The organism is Aldersonia kunmingensis (assembly GCF_001646865.1).
GTDB lineage: Bacteria > Actinomycetota > Actinomycetes > Mycobacteriales > Mycobacteriaceae > Aldersonia > Aldersonia kunmingensis.
In genome coordinates, this window is the sequence record NZ_LRRB01000010.1 from 1 (window position 1) to 20,782 (window position 20,782).

The 20,782-nt window shown below is 66.4% G+C and carries 18 protein-coding genes; all 18 read left to right on the forward strand.

Going from position 1 to position 20,782, the window contains the following annotated elements; genetic code table 11:
* Window positions 1-915: chorismate-binding protein (locus A8G08_RS01085; protein ID WP_187344412.1), on the forward strand; the 915-nt coding region annotated here is incomplete at its 5' end.
* Window positions 912-1,643, forward strand: coding sequence for a TIGR02234 family membrane protein (locus tag A8G08_RS01090; protein WP_068269123.1), 732 nt, complete (start codon window positions 912-914; stop codon window positions 1,641-1,643). The genes A8G08_RS01085 and A8G08_RS01090, both read left to right, overlap by 4 nt.
* Before the next feature lie 105 nt (window positions 1,644-1,748).
* Window positions 1,749-2,558 (forward strand): indole-3-glycerol phosphate synthase TrpC, encoded by an 810-nt coding sequence (gene trpC / locus A8G08_RS01095; RefSeq protein WP_068269185.1) that lies wholly within the window; start codon window positions 1,749-1,751, stop codon window positions 2,556-2,558.
* A 5-nt stretch (window positions 2,559-2,563) separates the two neighbouring features.
* A complete protein-coding gene (gene trpB / locus A8G08_RS01100) occupies window positions 2,564-3,835 on the forward strand; it encodes a tryptophan synthase subunit beta (protein WP_068269126.1) in 1,272 nt (423 codons plus the stop codon).
* Window positions 3,832-4,635 carry a tryptophan synthase subunit alpha gene (gene trpA / locus A8G08_RS01105; RefSeq protein ID WP_068269130.1) on the forward strand — a complete coding sequence of 268 codons (804 nt, stop codon included), beginning with the start codon at window positions 3,832-3,834 and terminating at the stop codon, window positions 4,633-4,635. Before trpB ends, trpA begins: the two co-directional genes overlap by 4 nt.
* The gene (lgt, locus tag A8G08_RS01110; protein WP_245672543.1) at window positions 4,632-5,777 is read left to right on the forward strand and encodes a prolipoprotein diacylglyceryl transferase; all 1,146 of its coding nucleotides are present in this window, start codon (window positions 4,632-4,634) and stop codon (window positions 5,775-5,777) included. Before trpA ends, lgt begins: the two co-directional genes overlap by 4 nt.
* Complete coding sequence (locus A8G08_RS01115) at window positions 5,774-6,457, forward strand: TM2 domain-containing protein (protein ID WP_068269134.1); 684 nt, start codon at window positions 5,774-5,776, stop codon at window positions 6,455-6,457. Before lgt ends, A8G08_RS01115 begins: the two co-directional genes overlap by 4 nt.
* A gap of 168 nt (window positions 6,458-6,625) precedes the next feature.
* Window positions 6,626-11,197, forward strand: a complete 4,572-nt coding sequence (gene gltB / locus A8G08_RS01120) for a glutamate synthase large subunit (RefSeq protein ID WP_068269136.1) — start codon at window positions 6,626-6,628, stop codon at window positions 11,195-11,197.
* Window positions 11,190-12,701: a glutamate synthase subunit beta gene (locus A8G08_RS01125; RefSeq protein ID WP_068269139.1), complete on the forward strand. Its 1,512-nt coding sequence runs from the start codon at window positions 11,190-11,192 to the stop codon at window positions 12,699-12,701. The genes gltB and A8G08_RS01125 overlap by 8 nt, the downstream gene beginning before the upstream one ends.
* A 52-nt stretch (window positions 12,702-12,753) precedes the next feature.
* On the forward strand, window positions 12,754-14,172 hold the full coding sequence (gene pyk / locus A8G08_RS01130; RefSeq protein WP_084435849.1) for a pyruvate kinase: 1,419 nt from the start codon (window positions 12,754-12,756) through the stop codon (window positions 14,170-14,172).
* Entirely contained in the window at window positions 14,172-15,071 is a 900-nt protein-coding gene (locus A8G08_RS01135; protein ID WP_425394517.1) for an acyl-CoA thioesterase, read from the forward strand. Before pyk ends, A8G08_RS01135 begins: the two co-directional genes overlap by 1 nt.
* 94 nt (window positions 15,072-15,165) lie before the next feature.
* Window positions 15,166-17,010 (forward strand): ABC transporter ATP-binding protein/permease, encoded by a 1,845-nt coding sequence (locus tag A8G08_RS01140; RefSeq protein ID WP_068269146.1) that lies wholly within the window; start codon window positions 15,166-15,168, stop codon window positions 17,008-17,010.
* 198 nt (window positions 17,011-17,208) lie between these two features.
* Window positions 17,209-17,412 carry a hypothetical protein gene (locus A8G08_RS01145; protein WP_068269148.1) on the forward strand — a complete coding sequence of 68 codons (204 nt, stop codon included), beginning with the start codon at window positions 17,209-17,211 and terminating at the stop codon, window positions 17,410-17,412.
* Window positions 17,412-17,624, forward strand: coding sequence for a TOBE domain-containing protein (locus A8G08_RS01150; protein WP_068269151.1), 213 nt, complete (start codon window positions 17,412-17,414; stop codon window positions 17,622-17,624). Before A8G08_RS01145 ends, A8G08_RS01150 begins: the two co-directional genes overlap by 1 nt.
* 75 nt (window positions 17,625-17,699) lie before the next feature.
* Window positions 17,700-18,119 carry a TOBE domain-containing protein gene (locus A8G08_RS01155; RefSeq protein WP_068269153.1) on the forward strand — a complete coding sequence of 140 codons (420 nt, stop codon included), beginning with the start codon at window positions 17,700-17,702 and terminating at the stop codon, window positions 18,117-18,119.
* Complete coding sequence (modA, locus tag A8G08_RS01160) at window positions 18,116-18,910, forward strand: molybdate ABC transporter substrate-binding protein (protein WP_068269156.1); 795 nt, start codon at window positions 18,116-18,118, stop codon at window positions 18,908-18,910. The genes A8G08_RS01155 and modA overlap by 4 nt, the downstream gene beginning before the upstream one ends.
* Complete coding sequence (locus tag A8G08_RS01165) at window positions 18,907-19,710, forward strand: ABC transporter permease (RefSeq protein WP_068269159.1); 804 nt, start codon at window positions 18,907-18,909, stop codon at window positions 19,708-19,710. Before modA ends, A8G08_RS01165 begins: the two co-directional genes overlap by 4 nt.
* Window positions 19,707-20,780 (forward strand): sulfate/molybdate ABC transporter ATP-binding protein, encoded by a 1,074-nt coding sequence (locus A8G08_RS28395; RefSeq protein ID WP_425394518.1) that lies wholly within the window; start codon window positions 19,707-19,709, stop codon window positions 20,778-20,780. Before A8G08_RS01165 ends, A8G08_RS28395 begins: the two co-directional genes overlap by 4 nt.
* Window positions 20,781-20,782 lie beyond the last annotated feature (2 nt).

Sequence of the window (20,782 nt, forward strand, 5' to 3'; positions counted from 1 at the left end):
GCGCCCTCGACGGTGTCCACGTTCGACAAGCCGGCGCCCGATTTCCGTCGCCAGCGCACGAGCGAGGAGTTCGGTGCGGGGGTACGCCGACTGATCGAGGAGATCGAGGCCGGCGAGGCGTTTCAGGTCGTGCTGTCGCAGCGCTTCGAGATGGATTACGACGGTGAGCCGATCGATCTCTACCGGATGCTGCGCGCCTCGAACCCGAGCCCGTACATGTACCTGATGCACGTCCCCGACGCCGAAGGCAACACCGCCTTCTCCATCGTGGGATCGAGCCCCGAATCGCTCGTCACGGTTAACGACCGGGTCGCCACCACGCACCCGATCGCCGGCACCCGGTGGCGTGGGGCGACCGACGAGGACGACATCCTGCTCGGCAAGGACCTGCTCGCCGACGAGAAGGAGAACGCCGAGCACCTGATGCTCGTCGATCTCGGCCGCAACGACCTGGGCCGCGTCTGCACCCCCGGCACGGTGAAGGTGAGCCAGTACCGGCACGTCGAGCGGTACAGCCACGTCATGCACTTGGTGTCCACGGTCAGTGGCCACCTCGCCGAGGACAAGTCCGCGCTCGACGCGGTGTCGGCATGCTTCCCGGCGGGCACCCTGTCCGGTGCGCCGAAGGTGCGAGCAATGGAGCTGATCGACGAACTCGAACCGACCCGCCGGGGAATCTACGGCGGCATCGTCGGTTACCTCGACTTCGCGGGTGACGCCGACACCGCGATCACCATCCGCACCGCACTCGTCAAGGACGGCACGGCGTACGTCCAGGCGGGCGCTGGCGTGGTCGCCGACTCGGTGCCGGAGTACGAGGACACCGAATGCCGCAACAAGGCTATGGCCGTGCTCGGCGCCGTTGCCGCCGCCCGGACCGTGCGCCCGTTCACGTCGCGCGGCGAGAACTCATGACCACTCCCGACGAGACCCCACAGCCGGAATCGACCCCACAGCCGGAACCGACTCCACAGCAGGAGCCGGCCACATCCACCCGCCAATCGCTCGCGGGGCCGCTGATCGCGCTCGTTGCGGGCGCTGCGTGCCTGTGGGCCTCATCGCGGATGACCTGGGTCGAGGTGACCTCTTCCGACGGGCTCGGTGAGGAACGCACCACCGACCTGCTGGGCAGTACCTGGTTCGGTGCCCTCACGCCCCTCGCGTTGACCCTGGTCGCCGCGATTGCCGCGGTATTCGCGGTGCGGGGCTGGCTGCGTCGGGTCCTGGGCGTGGTGATCGCGCTGATCGGTGCCGCGGCCGCGGTGCCGCCCATCGCGCTGCTGGCCGGCACCGGACCCACCCAGGACCGAGCCGCGGCGCTGGCCGAACTTCCGGGCCGCGCCGAGGTGACGCACCTGCAGACCTACTCGCAGCCTGCTGTGCTGGCGCTGATCGGCGCGGTTCTCGCGTTCGTCGCCGGGGTACTCCTCACCCGCAAGCCGCCGACCGAAGCGACGTTGGGCGCCAAATACGACGCTCCGGCGGCACGCAAGGCCGATGCCACCCGCCGGGTGGCCGAGGCGGACGCCGCGGAACCCGGTCAGGCACCGGGACAATTGTCCGAACGGACGTTGTGGGACGCACTGGATGCCGGTGAGGACCCGACGGCCGGCCGCGACGACGAGACCAAGGGCAAAGGGTGACCGAAGACACCCGCCGAAAGTCGTCCGATCATTGACCTCTACTCTGATTACACCCGGTGAGTTTCCGCCGTGCGGCGGCTGGCCCAGAAAGGATTCGGGCACCTGATGACCGTTCTCGACTCGATAATCGACGGAGTTCGTGCGGACGTCGCTGCCCGAGAAGCCCAGATCGACTTCGCGTCGATCAAGGCTGCAGCTGCCGCCGCGCCGCCTTCGCTGGATGCGACGGCCGCGCTCCGTGAGCCCGGCATCGCCGTGATTGCCGAGGTCAAGCGGGCAAGCCCGTCCAAGGGAGCGCTCGCCGATATCCCGGATCCTGCCGAGCTCGCGCTGGCCTACGAGGCCGGCGGAGCCCGCATCATCAGCGTCCTCACCGAGGAGCGCCGGTTCCAGGGTTCACTCGCCGATCTGGATACCGTGCGCAAGGCCGTGTCCATCCCGGTGCTGCGCAAGGACTTCATCGTCGGGCCGTACCAAATCCATGAGGCCCGCGCTCACGGCGCCGATGTTGTGCTGCTCATCGTCGCCGCGCTGGACCAGCACACGCTCAGCTCGCTGCTCGACCGCACGGAGTCGCTCGGCATGACCGCGCTAGTCGAGGTGCACACCGAGGAAGAGGCCGACCGCGCGCTCGAAGCCGGTGCCTCGGTCATCGGTATCAACGCCCGCAACCTCAAGACGCTCGAGGTCGACCGGGACAGCTTTGCCCGCATCGCGCCGGGCCTCCCGACCGAGGTCATCAAGATCGCTGAGTCGGGCGTCCGCGGCACCGCCGATCTGCTCGCCTACGCGGGCGCCGGTGCGGATGCAGTGCTGGTCGGCGAAGGGTTGGTGACGTCCGGTGATCCCCGCACCGCCGTCGCGGAGCTCGTGACCGCCGGGACGCATCCGTCCTGCCCGAAGCCTGCGCGCTGATCGATATGACGACGGAAAACCAGACTCTGCCGCCCGCCAGCGCGGGAATCGCAGAGCGAAGCAACCATGAGCCCGATGCGGGCGGCCACTTCGGCGTCTACGGCGGACGGCATGTGCCCGAAGCGTTGATGGCGGTCATTGAAGAAGTCACGGCCGAATACGAGAAGGCGCGCGTCGATCCGGGTTTCCTGCACGAACTCGACCGGCTGCAGCGCGACTACACCGGCCGTCCTTCGCCCGTCTTCGAGGCGACCCGGATGCGTGAGTTTGCGGGTGGCGCCCGGATCCTGCTCAAGCGCGAGGACCTCAACCACACCGGTTCGCACAAGATCAACAATGTGCTCGGTCAGGTCCTGCTCGCCAAGCGCATGGGCAAGACGCGGATCATCGCCGAGACGGGAGCAGGCCAGCACGGCGTCGCCACCGCAACGGCGTGTGCGCTGCTCGGCCTCGAGTGCATCATCTACATGGGCGCGGTCGACACCGAGCGGCAAGCGCTGAACGTTGCTCGCATGCGCCTGCTCGGCTCGCGGGTGGTCTCGGTCGCGTCGGGTTCCAAGACGCTCAAGGATGCCATCAACGAGGCGCTGCGCGACTGGGTTACCAACGCGCACAACACTTATTACTGCTTCGGCACGGCCGCCGGACCGCATCCGTTCCCGGTGCTGGTCCGCGACTTCCAGCGCGTGATCGGCCTGGAGGCGCGCGCGCAGACGCTCGCCCTGACCGGCAAGCTGCCCGATGCGGTGACTGCCTGTGTCGGCGGTGGCTCCAACGCGATCGGCATCTTCCACGCGTTCATCGACGATCCGGGTGTTCGGCTCGTCGGGTTCGAGGCGGCGGGCGACGGCGTGGAGACCGGCCGGCACGCCGCGACCTTCACCGGTGGCTCGCCCGGTGCGTTCCAGGGCGCGTACTCGTACCTGCTGCAGGACGAGGACGGGCAGACGATCGAATCGCATTCGATTTCGGCTGGCCTGGACTACCCCGGCGTCGGGCCCGAGCACGCCTACCTCAAGGACATCGGCCGCGCCGAGTACCGCCCGGTCACCGACTCCCAGGCGATGGATGCGCTGATGCTGCTGAGCCGCCGCGAGGGAATCATCCCCGCAGTCGAATCGGCCCACGCCGTGGCCGGTGCGCTCGAGCTCGGCAAGGAACTCGGCGATGGCGCGATCATCCTGGTGAACCTTTCCGGCCGCGGCGACAAGGACATGGACACCGCTGCCAAGTGGTTCGGACTGATTGACGAGGACAGCGAGGAGAAGACGCAGTGAGCGGCCTGGATTCCCGGCTCGGCCCCACCTTCGCGGCCTGCCGGGCCGAGAACCGCGCTGCGCTCATCGGCTACCTGCCCGCCGGCTACCCGGACGTGCCGAAGTCCATCGACACCTTCAAGGCGATGGTCGAATCCGGTTGCGACATTATCGAAGTCGGCGTCGCCTACTCCGACCCCGTGATGGACGGTCCGGTCATTCAGGAAGCTGCCGAGCTTGCGTTGAGCAACGGGGTGCGGGTGCGTGATGTCTTCACCGTTGTGGAGCAAATCGCCTCCGTGGGCGGCAAGGCCGTCGTGATGACCTACTGGAATCCGGTGCTGCGCTACGGCGTGGACGCGTTCGCGCGGGATCTCGCCGCAGCGGGTGGACTCGGGCTGATCACGCCGAACCTCATTCCGGAAGAGGCCGACGAGTGGGTGGCCGCGTCGCAGGCCCACGATCTGGACCGGATCTTCCTCGTCGCGCCGTCGTCCACCGAGGAGCGGCTCGCGATGACGCTCGAGGCCAGCAGCGGCTTTATCTACGCCGCCTCGACCATGGGTGTCACCGGCGCGCGTGACGCGGTGTCGTCCGCTGCGCCCGAGCTCACCGCACGTGTGCGGGCCCATAGCGACATCCCGGTTGGCGTCGGTCTCGGCGTGCGATCGGGCGCTCAGGCCGCCGAAATCGCTGCCTACGCCGACGGCGTCATTGTCGGGTCCGCGCTCGTCAGCGCGGCCGCAGAGGGACTCGGCGCGGTCGCGTCGCTGACCGAAGAACTTGCCAGGGGAGTGCGCTCGGCTACCGTGGCGTCGTGACTTCTGATGGGGTGAATCCGACCGGGCAATTGCTCGCCTACATTCCGAGTCCGCCGCAGGGTGTTTGGGAGATCGGCCCCTTCCCCTTGCGCGCGTACGCACTGTTCATCATCATCGGCATCATCGTCGCGATCTACTGGGGCGAGAAGCGCTGGATGGCACGCGGCGGTGCCGCGGGAACAGTGCTCGATGTCGCGGTGTGGGCGGTGCCGTTCGGTTTGATCGGCGGTCGGCTCTACCACGTGATCACCGACGCCTCGACGTACTTCGGTGAGGGCGGGCACCCCGCGGACGCGTTCAAGATCTGGGAGGGCGGTCTCGGCATCTGGGGAGCGGTGCTCCTCGGTGGTGTCGGCGCATGGATCGGCTGCCGCCGCCGCGGGATTCCACTGCCCGCCTTCGGTGATGCTCTCGCGCCCGCGATCCTGCTCGCGCAGGCGATCGGCCGGCTCGGCAACTACTTCAACCAGGAGCTCTACGGTCGTCAGACCGACTTGCCGTGGGGATTGAAGATCTACGAGAGGGTGGATTCCAGCGGTGCCGTCGATCAACTCGGCGGTGTGTCCACCGGCGTGGTGGAGAAGATCGTGCATCCCACCTTCCTCTACGAGATCGTCTGGAACCTGCTCGTCGTGGTCGCGCTGGTGCTCATCGACAAGCGCTTCCAGATCGGCCACGGCCGAATCTTCGCTTTGTACGTGGCCGGATACAGCCTCGGCCGGTTCTTCATCGAGTTGATGCGCGACGACTACGCCACCCATATCGGCGGCATCCGTATCAACTTGTTTACCGCGGCCATCGTGTTCGCCGCTGCCGTGGCGTACTTCTTCTTCGCGACGAAGGGCCGCGAGGAACCCTGGACGCTGCAGCCCGCCGATGACCGGCACCCGCCCGGTTCCCAGGTCGAATACGACGATCTGGACGAGCGCGATGCCGCGAAAGCCGCCGACGAGGAAGCCGAAACCGGCACCGACGAGGTCGACGAGACCGATACAGACGCGACAGACGACAAATCTGCCGACGATTCCGAGGAAGACGCGAGCGCCGACGGCGAGGACACTGAAACCGAAGGCACTGAACCCGAGAAGAGCGACACGGACGCGAGCGAATCGACGTCCAACAATGCGGGAGGGCGGGCATGAGCGAATCCAGCGGGAACGACAGCGGTAGCAGCAGCAGCGACAGCGGCAGTAGCGACAGCGGCAGTAGCGGCAGCAGCAGTAGTAGTAGCGACCCGACCTCGTCGTCGTCGGATCTCGGACCGGAGTTCGGCTCGTCCTGGAACGCACCCGGACCGGACAGTTCCAACTACGGTGCGCCCGGTCCGACGTACGGTGCGCCCGGCACCGGTCCGGATTGGACCGGCCAGGGCTACCAGCAGCCGTCCTACGAGCAGCCGTCCTACGAGCCGCCGACCTACCAGCAGCCGGGCTACGAACAGCCGAACTACCAGTCACCGCAATACGACTCGGGCTATCCGCAGGCGAATTACGGTCAGCCCGGCTATCCGCAGCCCGGGTATGGCGCGTACCCGGCGAATCCCGCCTACCCGTACGCCACACCCGATGCACCCTATGGTCGCCACCCGATCACCGGCGAGCCGTTCTCGGACAAGCAGAAGGTCACCGCGGGCGTCCTGCAGATTTTCCTGGGCGCATTCGGCGCCGGCCGGTTCTATCTCAACCAGCCGGGCCTCGCCTGGGCGCAAATCGCGGTCACCTGGCTCACGTGCGGGCTCGGCGGGATCTGGCCGCTCATCGACGGAATCCTGATGCTGACCGGCAATGTACGGGATAAGTTCGGTCGCCCGTTGCGGGACTGATCCAACTGCTAGGGTTGAAAAACTCGGAGTAAACCGAGGCCTTCACGGGCCGATGCTGTCCCGCGGCAATCCGATGGCAACGCCCGAAATGGCGATTCGCCACCGAGGCCGCGCCCGCGGCGTCTGCGCATCGTAGGGCCGCCTCGCTGGCACAGGTGGAGGTGGTCCGTGCTTTATTCTCAGCTGCCCGCAGCACAGGGGTTGTACGACCCGCAGAACGAGGCGGATTCCTGCGGCGTCGCGATGATCGCCGACATATCCGGACGGCGTTCGCACGCAATCGTGTCCGACGGACTACTTGCGCTCGAGAACCTCGACCATCGCGGCGCCGCGGGCGCGGAGCCGAACAGCGGTGACGGAGCGGGCATCCTGCTGCAGCTGCCAACCGCCTTGCTCGAGGACGTCGTCCGCTTCACCCTCCCGCCGCCGGTGCCCGGTACCGGGAACGCGTACGCCGCCGGAAACGCATTTCTTCCGGCCGATCCCGACGAGCGGGCCTCCGTCGTCGCCCGCATCGAGGCGATTGCGGTGGAGGAAGGGCTGCAGGTGCTCGGCTGGCGCGAGGTGCCGGTTGATGCCGACGGCGCTGACATAGGCCGGACCGCCCGCGCGTGCATGCCGCACATCAGTCAGTTGTTCGTTGCCGCACCCGAATCCGGTGGCGTTCGTCCGGCAGGACTCGAACTCGACCGTAGGGTCTTCCCGCTGCGCAAGCGCGCCGAGCGGCTCGACGACGGCACGGAGACCGGGGTGTACTTCCCGTCGCTGTCCTCGCGAACCATCGTGTACAAGGGAATGCTCACGACAACGCAACTGCCGCTGTACTTCCCGGACCTGCGCGACGCTCGCTGTACCAGTGCCATCGCGATTGTGCACAGCCGATTCTCCACCAACACTTTTCCGTCCTGGCCACTCGCGCACCCGTTCCGGTTTGTTGCCCACAACGGCGAAATCAACACCGTGCGTGGCAATCGCAACCGTATGCGCGCCCGGGAGGCCCTGCTGGCCAGCGATCTGATTCCCGGCGACCTGCGCCGGCTCTACCCCATCTGCAGCCCGGAGGCCTCGGACTCCGCTTCGTTCGACGAGGTACTCGAACTTCTGCACCTCGGCGGCCGCTCGCTACCGCATGTCGTTATGATGATGATTCCGGAGGCATGGGAGAAGAACCGCGCCATGGACCCGGCGCAGCGCGCGTTCTACAAGTTCCACGCCGCCCTGATGGAACCGTGGGACGGTCCGGCATGCGTGACGTTCTCCGATGGGACGCTCGTGGGTGCCGTGCTCGACCGCAACGGTCTGCGTCCGGGCCGGTGGTGGAAAACCATTGACGGCAAGGTGATTCTCGCCAGCGAAGCGGGCGTGCTGGCGGTTCCGCCGGGCCAGATCGCGGCGAAGGGCAGGCTGCAACCCGGCAAGATGTTCCTCGTCGATACCGCCGCGGGCCGCATCGTTCCCGATCGTGAGATCAAGCGGACGCTCGCCGAAGCGCGACCGTACGAGGAGTGGCTGCACGCCGGGCAGTTGCGGCTCGACACCCTGCCCGACCGTCAGCGCGTGACCCACAACCACGCGTCGGTCCTGCGGCGCCAGCGCGCCTTCGGATACACCGAGGAAGACCTGCGCATCCTGCTCGGGCCGATGGCTGCCTCGGGCGGAGAGCCGTTGGGCTCCATGGGAACCGACACGCCGATCGCGGCGCTCTCGCAGCGCTCCAGGCTGCTCTACGACTACTTCATCGAGTTGTTCGCGCAGGTGACGAACCCTCCGCTCGACGCGATTCGCGAGGAGATCGTGACCTCGTTGTCGCGCATCATGGGGCCGGAGCAGAACCTGCTCGCGCCCACGCCGGCGTCCTGCCGGCAGATCGTGTTGCCGTGGCCGGTGCTCGACAATGACGAACTCGACAAGATCATCCACATCAACGATGACGGCGACCATCCGGGCCTGTCGGCTGCGGTGCTGCGCGGACTCTACGATGCCGAACGCGGTGAAGCCGGGCTGGCCGACGCCCTGGAATCGTTGCGCCGCAAGGCAAGCGAGGCACTCGCCGCCGGGCACCACACGCTGATCATTTCCGACCGGGATTCCGACCACACGATGGCCCCGATACCGTCGCTGCTGGCGGTGTCCGCGGTGCACCATCATCTGGTCCGGACCAAGGAACGCACCAAGGTCGGGTTGGTTGTCGAGTCGGGCGATGCGCGCGAGGTGCACCACATCGCGCTGCTGCTGGGCTTCGGTGCGGCGGCGGTGAACCCCTATCTCGCAATGGAATCCATCGAGGACCTGATCACGCAGGGCGAGCTGACCGGGGTCGAACCGAGCGTCGGCATCCGCAACTATCTCACCGCGCTCGGCAAGGGCGTGCTGAAGGTGATGTCCAAGATGGGTATCTCCACGGTCGCTTCCTACACGGCGGCACAGGCTTTCGAGGCGGTTGGGCTGGACCGCGACCTGGTCGCGGAGTACTTCACCGGCACGGTCAGCCAGATCGGTGGGGTCGGGCTCGACGTGCTCGCCGAGGAGGTGCGCCAGCGCCACCGCCAGGCGCACCCCGACAATCCGACCGCGAAGGTGCATCAGGGCCTCGAGGTCGGCGGTGAGTACCAGTACCGGCGCGATGGCGAACTGCATCTGTTCACGCCGGAAACGGTGTTCCTGCTTCAGCACGCGACGCGCACCGGCCGAGCCGAGGTGTTCGAGTCCTACAGCGAGAAAGTTGACGAGTTGTCCGCGCAGGGCGGCACGTTGCGCGGCCTCTTCTCCTTCCGCGATGGCGAGCGCGAGCCCGTCCCGCTCGACGAGGTGGAGCCGTGGGAGAGCATCGTCACGCGGTTCAACACCGGCGCAATGAGTTATGGGTCGATCTCCGCCGAAGCACACGAGACGATGGCCCGAGCGATGAACAAGCTCGGCGGGCGGTCGAACTCGGGGGAGGGCGGCGAAGACACCGAGCGGCTGTACGATCCCGCGCGGCGCAGTGCGGTGAAACAGGTCGCCAGCGGGCGGTTCGGCGTCACCAGCGACTATCTGGTCAACGCATCGGATATCCAGATCAAGATGGCGCAGGGTGCGAAACCCGGTGAGGGCGGCCAGCTCCCGGCGTTCAAGGTCTATCCGACCGTCGCCAAGACGCGGCACTCGACGCCCGGTGTGGGGCTGATCAGCCCGCCACCACACCACGACATCTACTCCATCGAGGACCTCGCGCAGCTCATCCACGACCTGAAGAACGCCAACGACACGGCCAGGGTGCATGTGAAGCTCGTGGCCTCGGTCGGCGTCGGCACGGTTGCCGCGGGTGTCAGCAAGGCACATGCCGACGTGGTGCTGATTTCCGGCAACGACGGCGGGACCGGGGCCTCGCCGCTGACCTCGCTCAAGCACGCCGGTGCGCCGTGGGAGATCGGTCTCGCCGACGCGCAGCAGACGTTGGTGCTCAACGGACTTCGCGACCGCATCACGGTGCAGTGCGACGGCGGCCTGCGTACCGCGCGGGACGTGGTGGTGGCGGCGTTGCTCGGTGCCGAGGAATTTGGCTTCTCCACCGCGCCGCTGATTGTTGCCGGTTGCATCATGATGCGGGTCTGTCATCTGGACACCTGCCCCGTCGGGGTCGCGACGCAGAACCCCGATCTGCGGAAACGATTCAACGGCAAGCCCGAATTCGTCGAGGACTTCTTTCGGTTCATCGCCGAGGACGTGCGGCGCTATCTCGCGCGCCTCGGGTTCCGCAGCATCGACGAGGCGGTGGGCCGCGCGGACGCGCTCGACACCGCAGCGGGTGTGGCGCGCTGGAAGTCCAAGGGGCTCGACCTCACGCCACTGTTCACCGTGCCGGAGCGACCGGTCAGTGGTGCGGTACAGCGGCTGCGCACCCGAAAGCAGGACCACGGCCTCGAATTCGCGCTGGATCAGACGCTGATTCAGCTGTGCGAGGGCGCGCTCGAGGATGCCCACCCGGTGCAGCTGGAGTTGCCCGTACGCAACGTCAACCGCACGGTCGGGACGCTGCTCGGCGCGGAGGTGACCCGGCGTTACGGTGCCGCCGGGATACCCGACGACACCATCCGGCTCACCCTCACAGGGTCGGCCGGTCAGTCGCTCGGCGCGTTCCTGCCGCCCGGCATCACGATCGATCTCATCGGAGATACCAACGACTATGTCGGCAAAGGTCTTTCGGGCGGGCGGGTGGTTGTCCGACCGCACCCCGACGCCCTGTTCATCCCCGAGGAAAACGTGGTCGCCGGGAATACGTTGCTCTACGGCGCGACCTCCGGTGAGGTGTTCCTGCGCGGACGCGCGGGAGAACGGTTCTGCGCGCGCAACTCCGGCGCCACGGCCGTCGTCGAAGGTATCGGCGACCACGGCAGCGAATACATGACCGGCGGACGAGTCGTGATTCTCGGCGAGATCGGCCGCAACTTCGCGGCGGGTATGTCCGGCGGCATCGCCTACATCCTCGACCTGGACCCGACTCGGGTGAACCAGGCAATGGTGGAACTCGAGCCGTTGGATTCCGACGATTTGGCTTGGCTGCGAGGTGCTATCGCGAAGCACGCGCGGTGGACCGACTCCGCGGTCGGCCTTTCGGTACTCGCCGACTGGCCACGCCGGTCGGCGTTGTTCACCAAGGTCATGCCGATCGACTACAAACGCGTTCTGCAGGCGACCCGCCTCGCGAAGTCCGAGGGCCGGGACGTGGACGCAGCGATCATGGAGGCGGCAAATGGCTGAGCCACAGGGGTTTTTGCGGGTCCAGAAGCGCGAAGCGCCCAAGCGGCCGGTCTCCGAACGCATCCGGGATTGGAACGAGATCTACCTGCCGATCTCGCCGGTGCAACGCAACGCGGAGGTGTCGACCCAGGCCCGCCGCTGTATGGACTGCGGAATTCCGTTCTGCCACAGCGGCTCCTCGGGCTGTCCGCTGGGCAACCTGATCCCGGAGTGGAACGACCTGGTCCGGCGAGGCCGCTGGGACGAGGCTATCGAGCGCCTGCACACGACCAACAACTTCCCCGAATTCACCGGACGCGTATGCCCGGCGCCGTGCGAGGCGGCCTGTGTGCTGTCCATCGCGGAGAACGACAGCGGGGGCAGTGTCACGATCAAGCGGATCGAGCAGACGATCGCCGACGCGGCATGGGAGAACGGCACCATCGTGCCGCACATGCCGACCATCGCCACCGGCAAGCGCATTGCGGTGGTCGGCTCGGGACCGGCAGGCCTCGCGGCCGCGCAGCAGCTCACCCGCGCCGGGCACGACGTCACGGTGTACGAGCGCGACGATCGACTCGGCGGGCTGCTTCGCTATGGCATTCCCGCGTTCAAAATGGACAAGTCGGTGCTCAATCAACGCCTGAACCAGATGCGTTCGGAAGGCACGCATTTCGTGGTCGACTGCGAGGTCGGCGTCGACATCACCGTGGCCGCACTGCGGGAGCAGTTCGATGCGGTCGTGCTGGCGATTGGCGCGCTCGAGGCACGCGATCAGACCGATATCGAGGGCCGCGAACTCGACGGGGTGCACCTGGCCATGGAGCATCTCGTCCCGGCGAACAAGGAGAGCGAGGGGGATGGGCCGACATCGCTGTCCGCGCACGGCAAGCATGTCGTGATCATCGGTGGTGGCGATACCGGCGCGGACTGCCTCGGCACCGCGCATCGCCAGGGTGCGGCGTCGGTGACGCAGCTCGACTACAACCCCGAACCGCCGACCGAGCGGGACGACACCATCTCCCCGTGGCCGTCCTGGCCTCTGCTGCTGCGTACGTCGCCCGCGCACGCCGAGGGCGGCCTCGTGCGGTACCAGGTGGCCGTGCGTCGATTCCTCGGCGACGAACAAGGCCGGGTGCGCGCGATGGTCCTTGCGGAAGTCGAGGTGCACCGGGATGCCGAGGGCAGGCGAAGCGTCGTGCCGATCGGCGAGGAGGTGGAGTTGCCCTGCGAACTGGCCCTTTTCGCGATCGGGTTCGAGGGAGTCCAGCCCGGGCAGTTGCTCGACGATCTGAGTCTCGAGCGCACCCGACGAGGTGTGCTCGAGTGCGGGCCGGATTGGCAGACGGAGGCGCCGGGCGTATTCGTGTGTGGTGACGCACACCGTGGCGCATCGCTCGTTGTCTGGGCGATCGCCGAGGGACGATCGTGCGCGCAAGCGGTAGACGAATTCCTGATGGGACAGTCCGAATTGCCCGCTCCGGTGCATCCGGCGGCGATTCCGATGGCCGTGGCCAGGCGGTAACCGTCACATCGACCGCGTGGAGAAGGTCCTGGCGACCCACTAGGCTCGACACGTGACTCGACGGACCAAGATTGTTTGCACTCTAGGACCTGCGACGGCGACCTCGGAAGGAATTCGGCAACTCGTCGAGAGCGGCATGGATGTCGCGCGGCTGAACTTCAGTCACGGTGACCACGCCGATCACAAGGCCAACTACGACCGCGTCCGTGCCGCCTCGGACGAGACGGGGCACGCCGTCGGCATCCTCGCCGACCTGCAGGGACCGAAGATCCGCCTCGGCCGGTTCGTCGAGGGCGCGACTACCTGGGCCAATGGGGAAGAAGTCCGGATCACGGTCGACGAGTGCGATGGCAGCCACGAACGGGTCTCCACCACCTACAAGGAACTCGCCACCGACGCCAAGGCGGGGGACCGGCTGCTCGTCGACGACGGCAAGGTCGGCCTCACCGTCGAGCGCATCGAGGGCAACGACGTGGTCTGCCGCGTCACCGAGGGCGGCCCTGTCAGCAACAACAAGGGCCTGTCCATGCCCGGTATGAACATCTCCGTCCCGGCGCTCTCGGAGAAGGACATCGAGGACCTCGACTTCGCCCTGCGGCTCGGTGTCGATTTCATTGCCCTGTCGTTCGTCCGGTCACCGGCCGATGTCGAGCTCGTACACGAGGTGATGGACCGCGTGGGCCGGCGCGTCCCGGTCATCGGCAAGCTGGAGAAGCCCGAGGCCATCGACAATCTCGAGGCCGTTGTGCTGGCCTTCGATGCGGTGATGGTGGCGCGCGGTGACCTCGGCGTCGAGCTTCCGCTCGAGCAGGTGCCGTTGGTGCAGAAGCGAGCGATCCAGATGGCCCGCGAGAACGCCAAGCCGGTCATCGTCGCGACTCAGATGCTCGAGTCGATGATCGAGAATTCGCGCCCCACTCGCGCGGAGGCGTCCGACGTCGCGAATGCGGTGCTCGACGGCGCCGACGCGGTGATGCTGTCCGGCGAGACATCGGTGGGCAAGTATCCGATTGAGACCGTGCGGACCATGGCCCGGATCGTGCAGGCCGTGGAGACCGAGTCGACGCGCGTTCCGCCGTTGACGCACGTCCCGCGCACCAAGCGCGGCGTCATTTCCTATGCAGCGCGAGACATCGGCGAGCGGCTCAATGCGAAGGCCCTTGTCGCGTTCACCCAGTCGGGCGATACGTTGCGCCGCCTCGCACGGCTGCACACGCCGCTGCCGCTGCTCGCGTTCACCCCGTTGCCGGAGGTCCGCAGCCAGCTCGCGCTGACCTGGGGAACCGAGACGTTCCTCGTCACCCGCGTAGCGACGACCGACGAGATGATCGGCCAGGTCGATACCGCGATGCTGGCGATGAAGCGCTACAAGAAGGGCGATCTGGTCATCATCGTGGCCGGCTCCCCGCCCGGCACGGTCGGTTCGACGAACCTGATTCACGTGCACCGTCTCGGGGAAGAGGATCACTAGTGGCACAGACGCGAGACGGCGGCATCGGCGTGCCGCCGAGCCCCGACCTGGAAACGCTGCTGGGGCTGCTCGATCTCGAACAGACCGACGAGAACGTGTACGTCGGTCAGCATCCCAAGCAGGTCGCCAGCCGGACGTTCGGCGGGCAGTTGGTGTCGCAGGCCATGATGGCCGCGGGCCGCACGGTCGGTGCCGGCCGGCCGGTGCACGCGATCAACGCCCACTTCATCCGTGGCGGCGACGTCAAGGCGCCGATTGAGTACCGGGTGACGCGTCAGCGTGACGGCCGCGCATTCGCCAACCGGCTCGTGACCGCCTACCAGGACGGGCACGAGCTGTTCATGATGCTTGCGGCGTTCCAGGACTTCACCAAGGGACTCGAGCACGCCGTCGAGGTGCCCGACGTGCCGTACCCCGATGCGCTACCGCCGCTCGGCGATCATTTCGTCGGTTACGAGGAACGTCTGCAGACCTTCGTTAATGCGCTCAAGCCGATCGATATCCGGTACGCCAACGATCCGGCCTGGATCATGAAGGGCACGGGTGAGCGGCTCAATCACAACCGGGTCTGGATGCGGGCGGACGGCGATTTACCCGACGATCCGCTGATTCACGTTGCGGCGATGGGCTATTCGTCCGACACCACCGTGCTCGATTCGATCATCACCACGCACGGGCTGTCGTGGGGCCACGACCGCATCGTGGCGGCCACGGTGAACCATTCGATGTGGTTCCACCGCCCGTTCCGGTTCGACGAGTGGGCGCTGTACGCGACGGAGTCGCCGGTTGCGGCCGGCTCGCGCGGTCTCGCCACCGGGCGATATTTCTCCATCGAGGGTGAATTGCTGGCAACCGTCGTCCAGGAAGGCCTGATCAGGCACTTCCCGCGCAAGAACTGACGCGCCGCACTACCACCGCACGCGCCGAGTCGTTCGGCGCGTTAAGCTTCGCCAACTTCGCTCGGGCTTTGCCGCGCAACCGTGAAGGAGCCGCATGGAAACCAGTGTCGACTGGGGCAACGAGGTCGTGCACTCGCTGTGGTGGATCGTCCAGGTCTCCGCCGTGACGATCGTGGTCTTCTTCCTGATCTGTGCGCTCTTGGTGCGATTCACCAACTGGGGCCGTCAGTTCTGGCGGATCAGCTCCGGCTTCTTCCTCGGGCGTGACTCGTGGAAGACCTATGGCTTTGTCGTCATCATCCTGATCTTCACCGTGTTCGCGGTCCGGATGAGCGTGCTGTTCTCCTACCAGGGCAACGACATGTTCACGGCGCTGCAATACGCGGCGCAGGCATTGCAGTCCGGCGACGGCGGTGCGCTCGACGCGGCGAAGTCCGCGTTCTGGAGCGCGGTGCGAATCTTCGCAATCCTGGCTGTAATTCACGTGATTCGGGCGCTGCTCGATTACTACATCGAGCAGGCGTTCGTCATCCGCTGGCGAGTGTGGCTGACCGAGCACATCACCGGTGACTACCTCCGCGGGCGGGCGTACTACCGGGGACGGTTCATCGACCGCTCGATCGACAACCCGGACCAGCGAATCCAGCAGGACATCACCGATTACACGCAACTCTCGGTGACGCTGTCGACCGGTGCGGTCAGCGCGGTCGTGTCCATTTGGTCGTTCACCAAGATCCTGTGGGACCTGTCGGGTCCGCTGACGATCCTCGGCGTCGAGGTTCCGCGCGCGATGATGTTCCTCGTTCTTACCTACGTGCTTGTCACCACCGTCATCGCGTTCTGGATCGGGCGTCCGCTGATCCGGTTGAACTTCCTCAACGAGCGGTTCAACGCCAACTTCCGCTACGCACTTGTGCGGCTGCGCGACAGCGCGGAGAACGTCGCGTTCTACCGCGGTGAGAACGTCGAGAAGTTCGGCCTGTTCTCCCGCTTCGCCCAGGTGATCCGCAACTACTGGAACATCGTTTTCCGGTCGCTCAAGTTCCAGGGCTGGAACCTGGCGGTGAACCAGACCGCGGAACTGTTCCCACTGGTCATCCAGGCGCCGCGGTTCTTCTCCGGTGACATCACCCTCGGTGACGTCACGCAGACCTCGACCGCGTTCCGGGCCGTGCACGATTCGCTGTCATTCTTCCGCGAGTCCTACGACGACTTCGCCGGCTACCGCGCCTCGCTGATCCGTCTGAATGGACTGATGGAGGCCAGCGAGCAGTCGCGTGAGCTCCCGAAGATCACGCGGTCGAATCTGGACAACGCACTCGAACTCGACAGCATCGACGTCCGCAAGCCGGACGGCGAGGTGCTCATCGACGATCTGAACCTGCGCCTCGTGCCGGGTGACGCGCTCGTGGTGAAGGGCGCCTCGGGCAGCGGCAAGACGACTCTGCTGCGGACGCTCGCGGAGATGTGGCCGTTCGGCTCGGGTGAGATCCGCCGCCCGGATGGGACCGAGACGCTGTTCCTGTCCCAGATTCCCTACATCCCGCTCGGGGATCTGCGCACCGCCGTCGCGTACCCGGCCAAGCCGGAGGATGTCGACGACAACGTGCTGCGCGAGACGCTGCAGAAGGTGAACCTCGGTCACCTGCAGGACAGGCTCGACGAGGAGCAGGACTGGGCAAAGATCCTGTCTCCGGGTGAGCAGCAGCGAGTCGCGTTCGCGCGGATCCTGTTGATCAAGCCGAAACTGGTGTTCCTGGACGAGGCCACGTCCGCGGTCGACGAGGGGCTCGAGTACACGCTGTACGCATTGGTTCGTTCAGAGGCGCCGGACACGATGCTGGTCAGCGTCGCGCACCGCAGCACCGTCGATCAGCACCACACCCAACGGCTCGACCTCGAGGGTGACGGCACCTGGGAGCTCACGCCGGTCAGCTGACGCTCGGTGCGGGGTGAATGGAAGCATTCGTCCCGTCTAACGCAACGAATCTTCCATTCGCTCGTGAACTGCACGTTTCGCATCCGCGGAGTGAACGGAATCGTTCACTCCGTTCAACGCAACATTTGTTCCGTTCACGATCGGGTATCGATGTCGATTTCGACGGACAGCCGTACGCGGCGAGCGTAGAAACGAGGCATGCAGGATCCCAAGGTGCTCGACACCCCAGAGTTGGAGCCGGCGTTGGCGAATCTCCGCAAGGCGCGTGATGCGTCAGCGGACGAAGGTGCGGACGACCGCGATGTCGCGGATCTCGACCGTGCCATTGCCGCGTTCGAGATCGAGATCCGGAGGCGACACCAGGAACGTGGGAGTGCCGACGTGAGCACAGTGATGACCTGATGCGCCTTTCCACGCGAAACCAGCTCGAGGGCGTTATCGAGGCTGTCGATGTAGGGGCAGTCATGGCCACCGTCAAGGTGCGTCTGAACGGCAGCGACCAGGTCATTACGGCATCGATCACCAAGGAAGCGGTCGACGAACTCGGCCTTGCCCCGGGAAAGCCGGCGACGACATTCGTGAAATCCACCGAGGTGACGATCGGCGTCGAATAGAGCCCGTCGCCCGAGTTCGCAACTGCGGATAATCCGGCACTCTGGTGCCGTAAGTGCTGCGCTAGAGTGCTCTCCATGACGCATGCGCGGAGTTCTGATATTCGTGTGCGCGACGCGGCCGACCTGCTCGGCGTCAGCGACGACACGGTTCGGCGCTGGATAGACAGTGGGTCACTGCCCGCGACGAAGGATGCGGCCGGGAGGGCGGTGATCGCCGGCGCAGACCTCGCGGCATTCGCCCGCGAGAACGCGCGCACCCCGGCGGACCCAACCCAAGTCGAGAGTTCGGCGCGCAATCGCCTCGTTGGCCTGGTCACACACGTCACCTCGGACGCGGTCATGTCCGAGGTCGAAATGCAGTGCGGCCCTTTCACCGTCGTGTCGCTCATGAGTACCCGGTCGGTTGAGGCGTTGGGCATCGAGGTGGGCTCCGTCGCGGTCGCCGTCGTCAAGGCCACCAACGTGATCGTCGAAATGCCCAAGGAGGCGAAATGATTCGCTTTGTGGGCGTCGTCGCGACAGTCGGTCTCGGCGTCGCCTTGCTGGCCGGATGCTCCGATGACGACGCCTCGTCGACGTTGACCGCGACCACCGCGGCCGAGAGTTCGGTCACCGGCGATATCACCGTCTTCGCCGCGGCATCGCTGAACAAGTCCTTCACCGAACTCGGCAAGCAGTTCGAGTCGGAGTATCCCGGCACGTCGGTGAAGTTCAATTTCGCCGGATCCTCGGACCTCGCCACCCAGATCATTCAGGGTGCCCCGGCGGACGTGTTTGCCTCCGCGAACCCCGCCAATATGACCAAGGTTGTCGATGCCGGTCTCGTCGCGGGATCTCCGGAGAACTTCGCTTCGAACACGCTGACGATCGTTACTGCGCCCGGTAATCCGAAGGGCATAGCCACGTTCGCCGACCTGACGAAGGCGGGCGTCTCGGTTGTGGTTTGCGCGGACCAGGTTCCGTGCGGGACGGCCACCAAGACGATCGAGGAGAAGTCCGGCGTCACGCTCACCCCGGTGAGTGAGGAGTCCCAGGTGACCGATGTGCTGGGCAAGGTGACGAGCGGTCAGGCCGATGCCGGCCTCGTCTACGTCTCCGACGCCAAGGGCGCCGGAGACAAGGTCATGCAGGTTGATTTCCCCGCGGCGGCGCAGGGGGTCAACGTCTACCCGATCGCGGTGCTGAAGAACTCCAAAAACGCCGAGGCGGCAGCGGAATTCGTCGAACTCGTCACCGGTCCGGAGGGACAGAAAGTCCTCGCTGAGGCCGGTTTCGCGGCGCCATGACCGCGCGACGCGCGGGGGTCCCGGTAGACCTACCGAAGTGGGTCTACCTCCCGGCCGCGATCGGTGTGCTGTTCGTCGTGCTGCCGCTGATCGCAATGCTGTTGGAGACGGATTGGTCGAACTTCTGGTCGCTGATCACCTCCGAATCCTCGCGCGCGGCACTGCTGCTCAGCCTGCGCACGTCACTCACAAGCACCGTGGTTGTGCTGATTATCGGGGTACCGATGGCCCTCGTGTTTGCCCGGTCCCGGCTGCCGGGACTGTCGGTCCTGCGATCGCTTGTGCTGTTGCCCTTGGTGCTTCCGCCGGTGGTCGGTGGTATCGCACTCATCTACACGTTCGGCCGAAAAGGCTTGCTGGGTGAGACGTTCGAGGTGCTGGGAATACAGATCGCTTTCACCACGACGGCCGTGGTCATCGCGCAGTCGTTCGTCGCGCTCCCATTTCTGGTGATCAGTCTCGAGGGCGCGCTGCGCACGGCGGGGGAGCGATACGAGGCGGTGGCGGCAACCCTAGGCGCGCGGCCGACCACGGTGCTGCGACGGGTGACGATCCCGTTGGTCCTTCCCGGCCTGGTGTCGGGTGCCGTGCTTTCGTTCGCGAGGGCGCTCGGTGAGTTTGGCGCCACGATCACCTTCGCCGGCTCGCTACAGGGTGTGACGCGCACGCTGCCGCTGGAGATCTATCTGCAGCGTGAGGTAGACCCCGATGCGGCGGTCGCGCTGTCGCTGTTGCTTGTGGTCGTCGCTGCTCTCGTCGTGCTGTCAGCCCGGGGCCGCGCCATCGGTGGTGCACTGTGAGTTTGCTTGCAGTCAAGGCGGTTTCGCGCGATCGCGACGTAACTATGGACCTCGCCGTCGCGCCGGGTGAGGTACTTGCCGTGCTCGGCCCGAACGGAGCCGGAAAGTCCACGCTGCTGGACATGATCTCGGGCCTGCTGCGCCCGGACGAGGGGATCATCACAATCGGCGATCGGGTCTTGTCCGATGCCGCCACAGGGGAATTCGTGCCCGCGCATCGTCGCCGGGTCGCGATGCTCGCGCAGCAGGCGCTGCTGTTTCCGCACCTGAGCGTCGAGGCGAATGTTGGGTTCGGTCCACGGAGTAGCGGAGCCGGCCGGGCCGAGTCGCGCGAGATTGCACGGACTTGGCTGCGTGAGGTCGATGCCGAGGACCTCGCATCGCGGCGGCCGGCGCAACTGTCCGGCGGGCAGGCGCAGCGCGTCGCAATCGCCCGCGCGCTGGCGTGCGATCCAGAGGTGCTGCTACTCGACGAGCCGATGTCCGCGCTGGATGTGAGCGCGACGCCGCACGTGCGCCGGCTGCTCCGCAAGATTCTTCGCGAGAAGCAACGGACGGCGCTGCTGGTGACTCACGACCTACTCGATGCACTCGCGCTCGCAGATACCGCAGTAGTGATCGAGGACGGCCGTGTTGCCGAGCAAGGTCCGGTGCGCCGGGTGCTCGCCGCGCCGCGCAGCCGTTTCGGGGCACGGATCGCCGGAGTGAACGTCATCGGAGGTGCTGTCCGCCGCGCCGAGGTTCTCGAAACAGGCTGGGGCAGTGAGATTTACGGGATAGCCGAGGTAGCTGTCTCGGGACCGGCCGTGGCGGTGTTCAACCCGACGGCCGTGGCGGTGCACGCCGAACCGCCGCATGGCAGCCCCCGCAATGTCATGGCGGTGACGATCGCGAGCATCGACGTGCACGGTCACACCGTGCGCGTGACGGGCGCCGAGAATCCCGACGGTTCCACGGGATTGGCCGCGGACATCACTCCCGCAGCGCTAGCCGACCTCGACCTGGTGCCGGGGCAGCGGGCGTATTTCGTGGTGAAGGCGCAAGAGGTGCGGTTGCACGCCGCGGGCTGAGC

Coding starts and splice junctions, on each gene's coding strand:
- A8G08_RS01125 (WP_068269139.1), top strand. CDS start 11,190: ATGGCTGAGCCACAGGGGTTTTTGCGGGTCCAGAAGCGCGAAGCGCCC.
- A8G08_RS01165 (WP_068269159.1), top strand. CDS start 18,907: ATGACCGCGCGACGCGCGGGGGTCCCGGTAGACCTACCGAAGTGGGTC.
- trpC (WP_068269185.1), top strand. CDS start 1,749: ATGACCGTTCTCGACTCGATAATCGACGGAGTTCGTGCGGACGTCGCT.
- A8G08_RS01150 (WP_068269151.1), top strand. CDS start 17,412: ATGCGCCTTTCCACGCGAAACCAGCTCGAGGGCGTTATCGAGGCTGTC.
- modA (WP_068269156.1), top strand. CDS start 18,116: ATGATTCGCTTTGTGGGCGTCGTCGCGACAGTCGGTCTCGGCGTCGCC.
- A8G08_RS01155 (WP_068269153.1), top strand. CDS start 17,700: ATGACGCATGCGCGGAGTTCTGATATTCGTGTGCGCGACGCGGCCGAC.
- A8G08_RS01145 (WP_068269148.1), top strand. CDS start 17,209: ATGCAGGATCCCAAGGTGCTCGACACCCCAGAGTTGGAGCCGGCGTTG.
- A8G08_RS01115 (WP_068269134.1), top strand. CDS start 5,774: ATGAGCGAATCCAGCGGGAACGACAGCGGTAGCAGCAGCAGCGACAGC.
- trpB (WP_068269126.1), top strand. CDS start 2,564: ATGACGACGGAAAACCAGACTCTGCCGCCCGCCAGCGCGGGAATCGCA.
- A8G08_RS01090 (WP_068269123.1), top strand. CDS start 912: ATGACCACTCCCGACGAGACCCCACAGCCGGAATCGACCCCACAGCCG.
- A8G08_RS01140 (WP_068269146.1), top strand. CDS start 15,166: ATGGAAACCAGTGTCGACTGGGGCAACGAGGTCGTGCACTCGCTGTGG.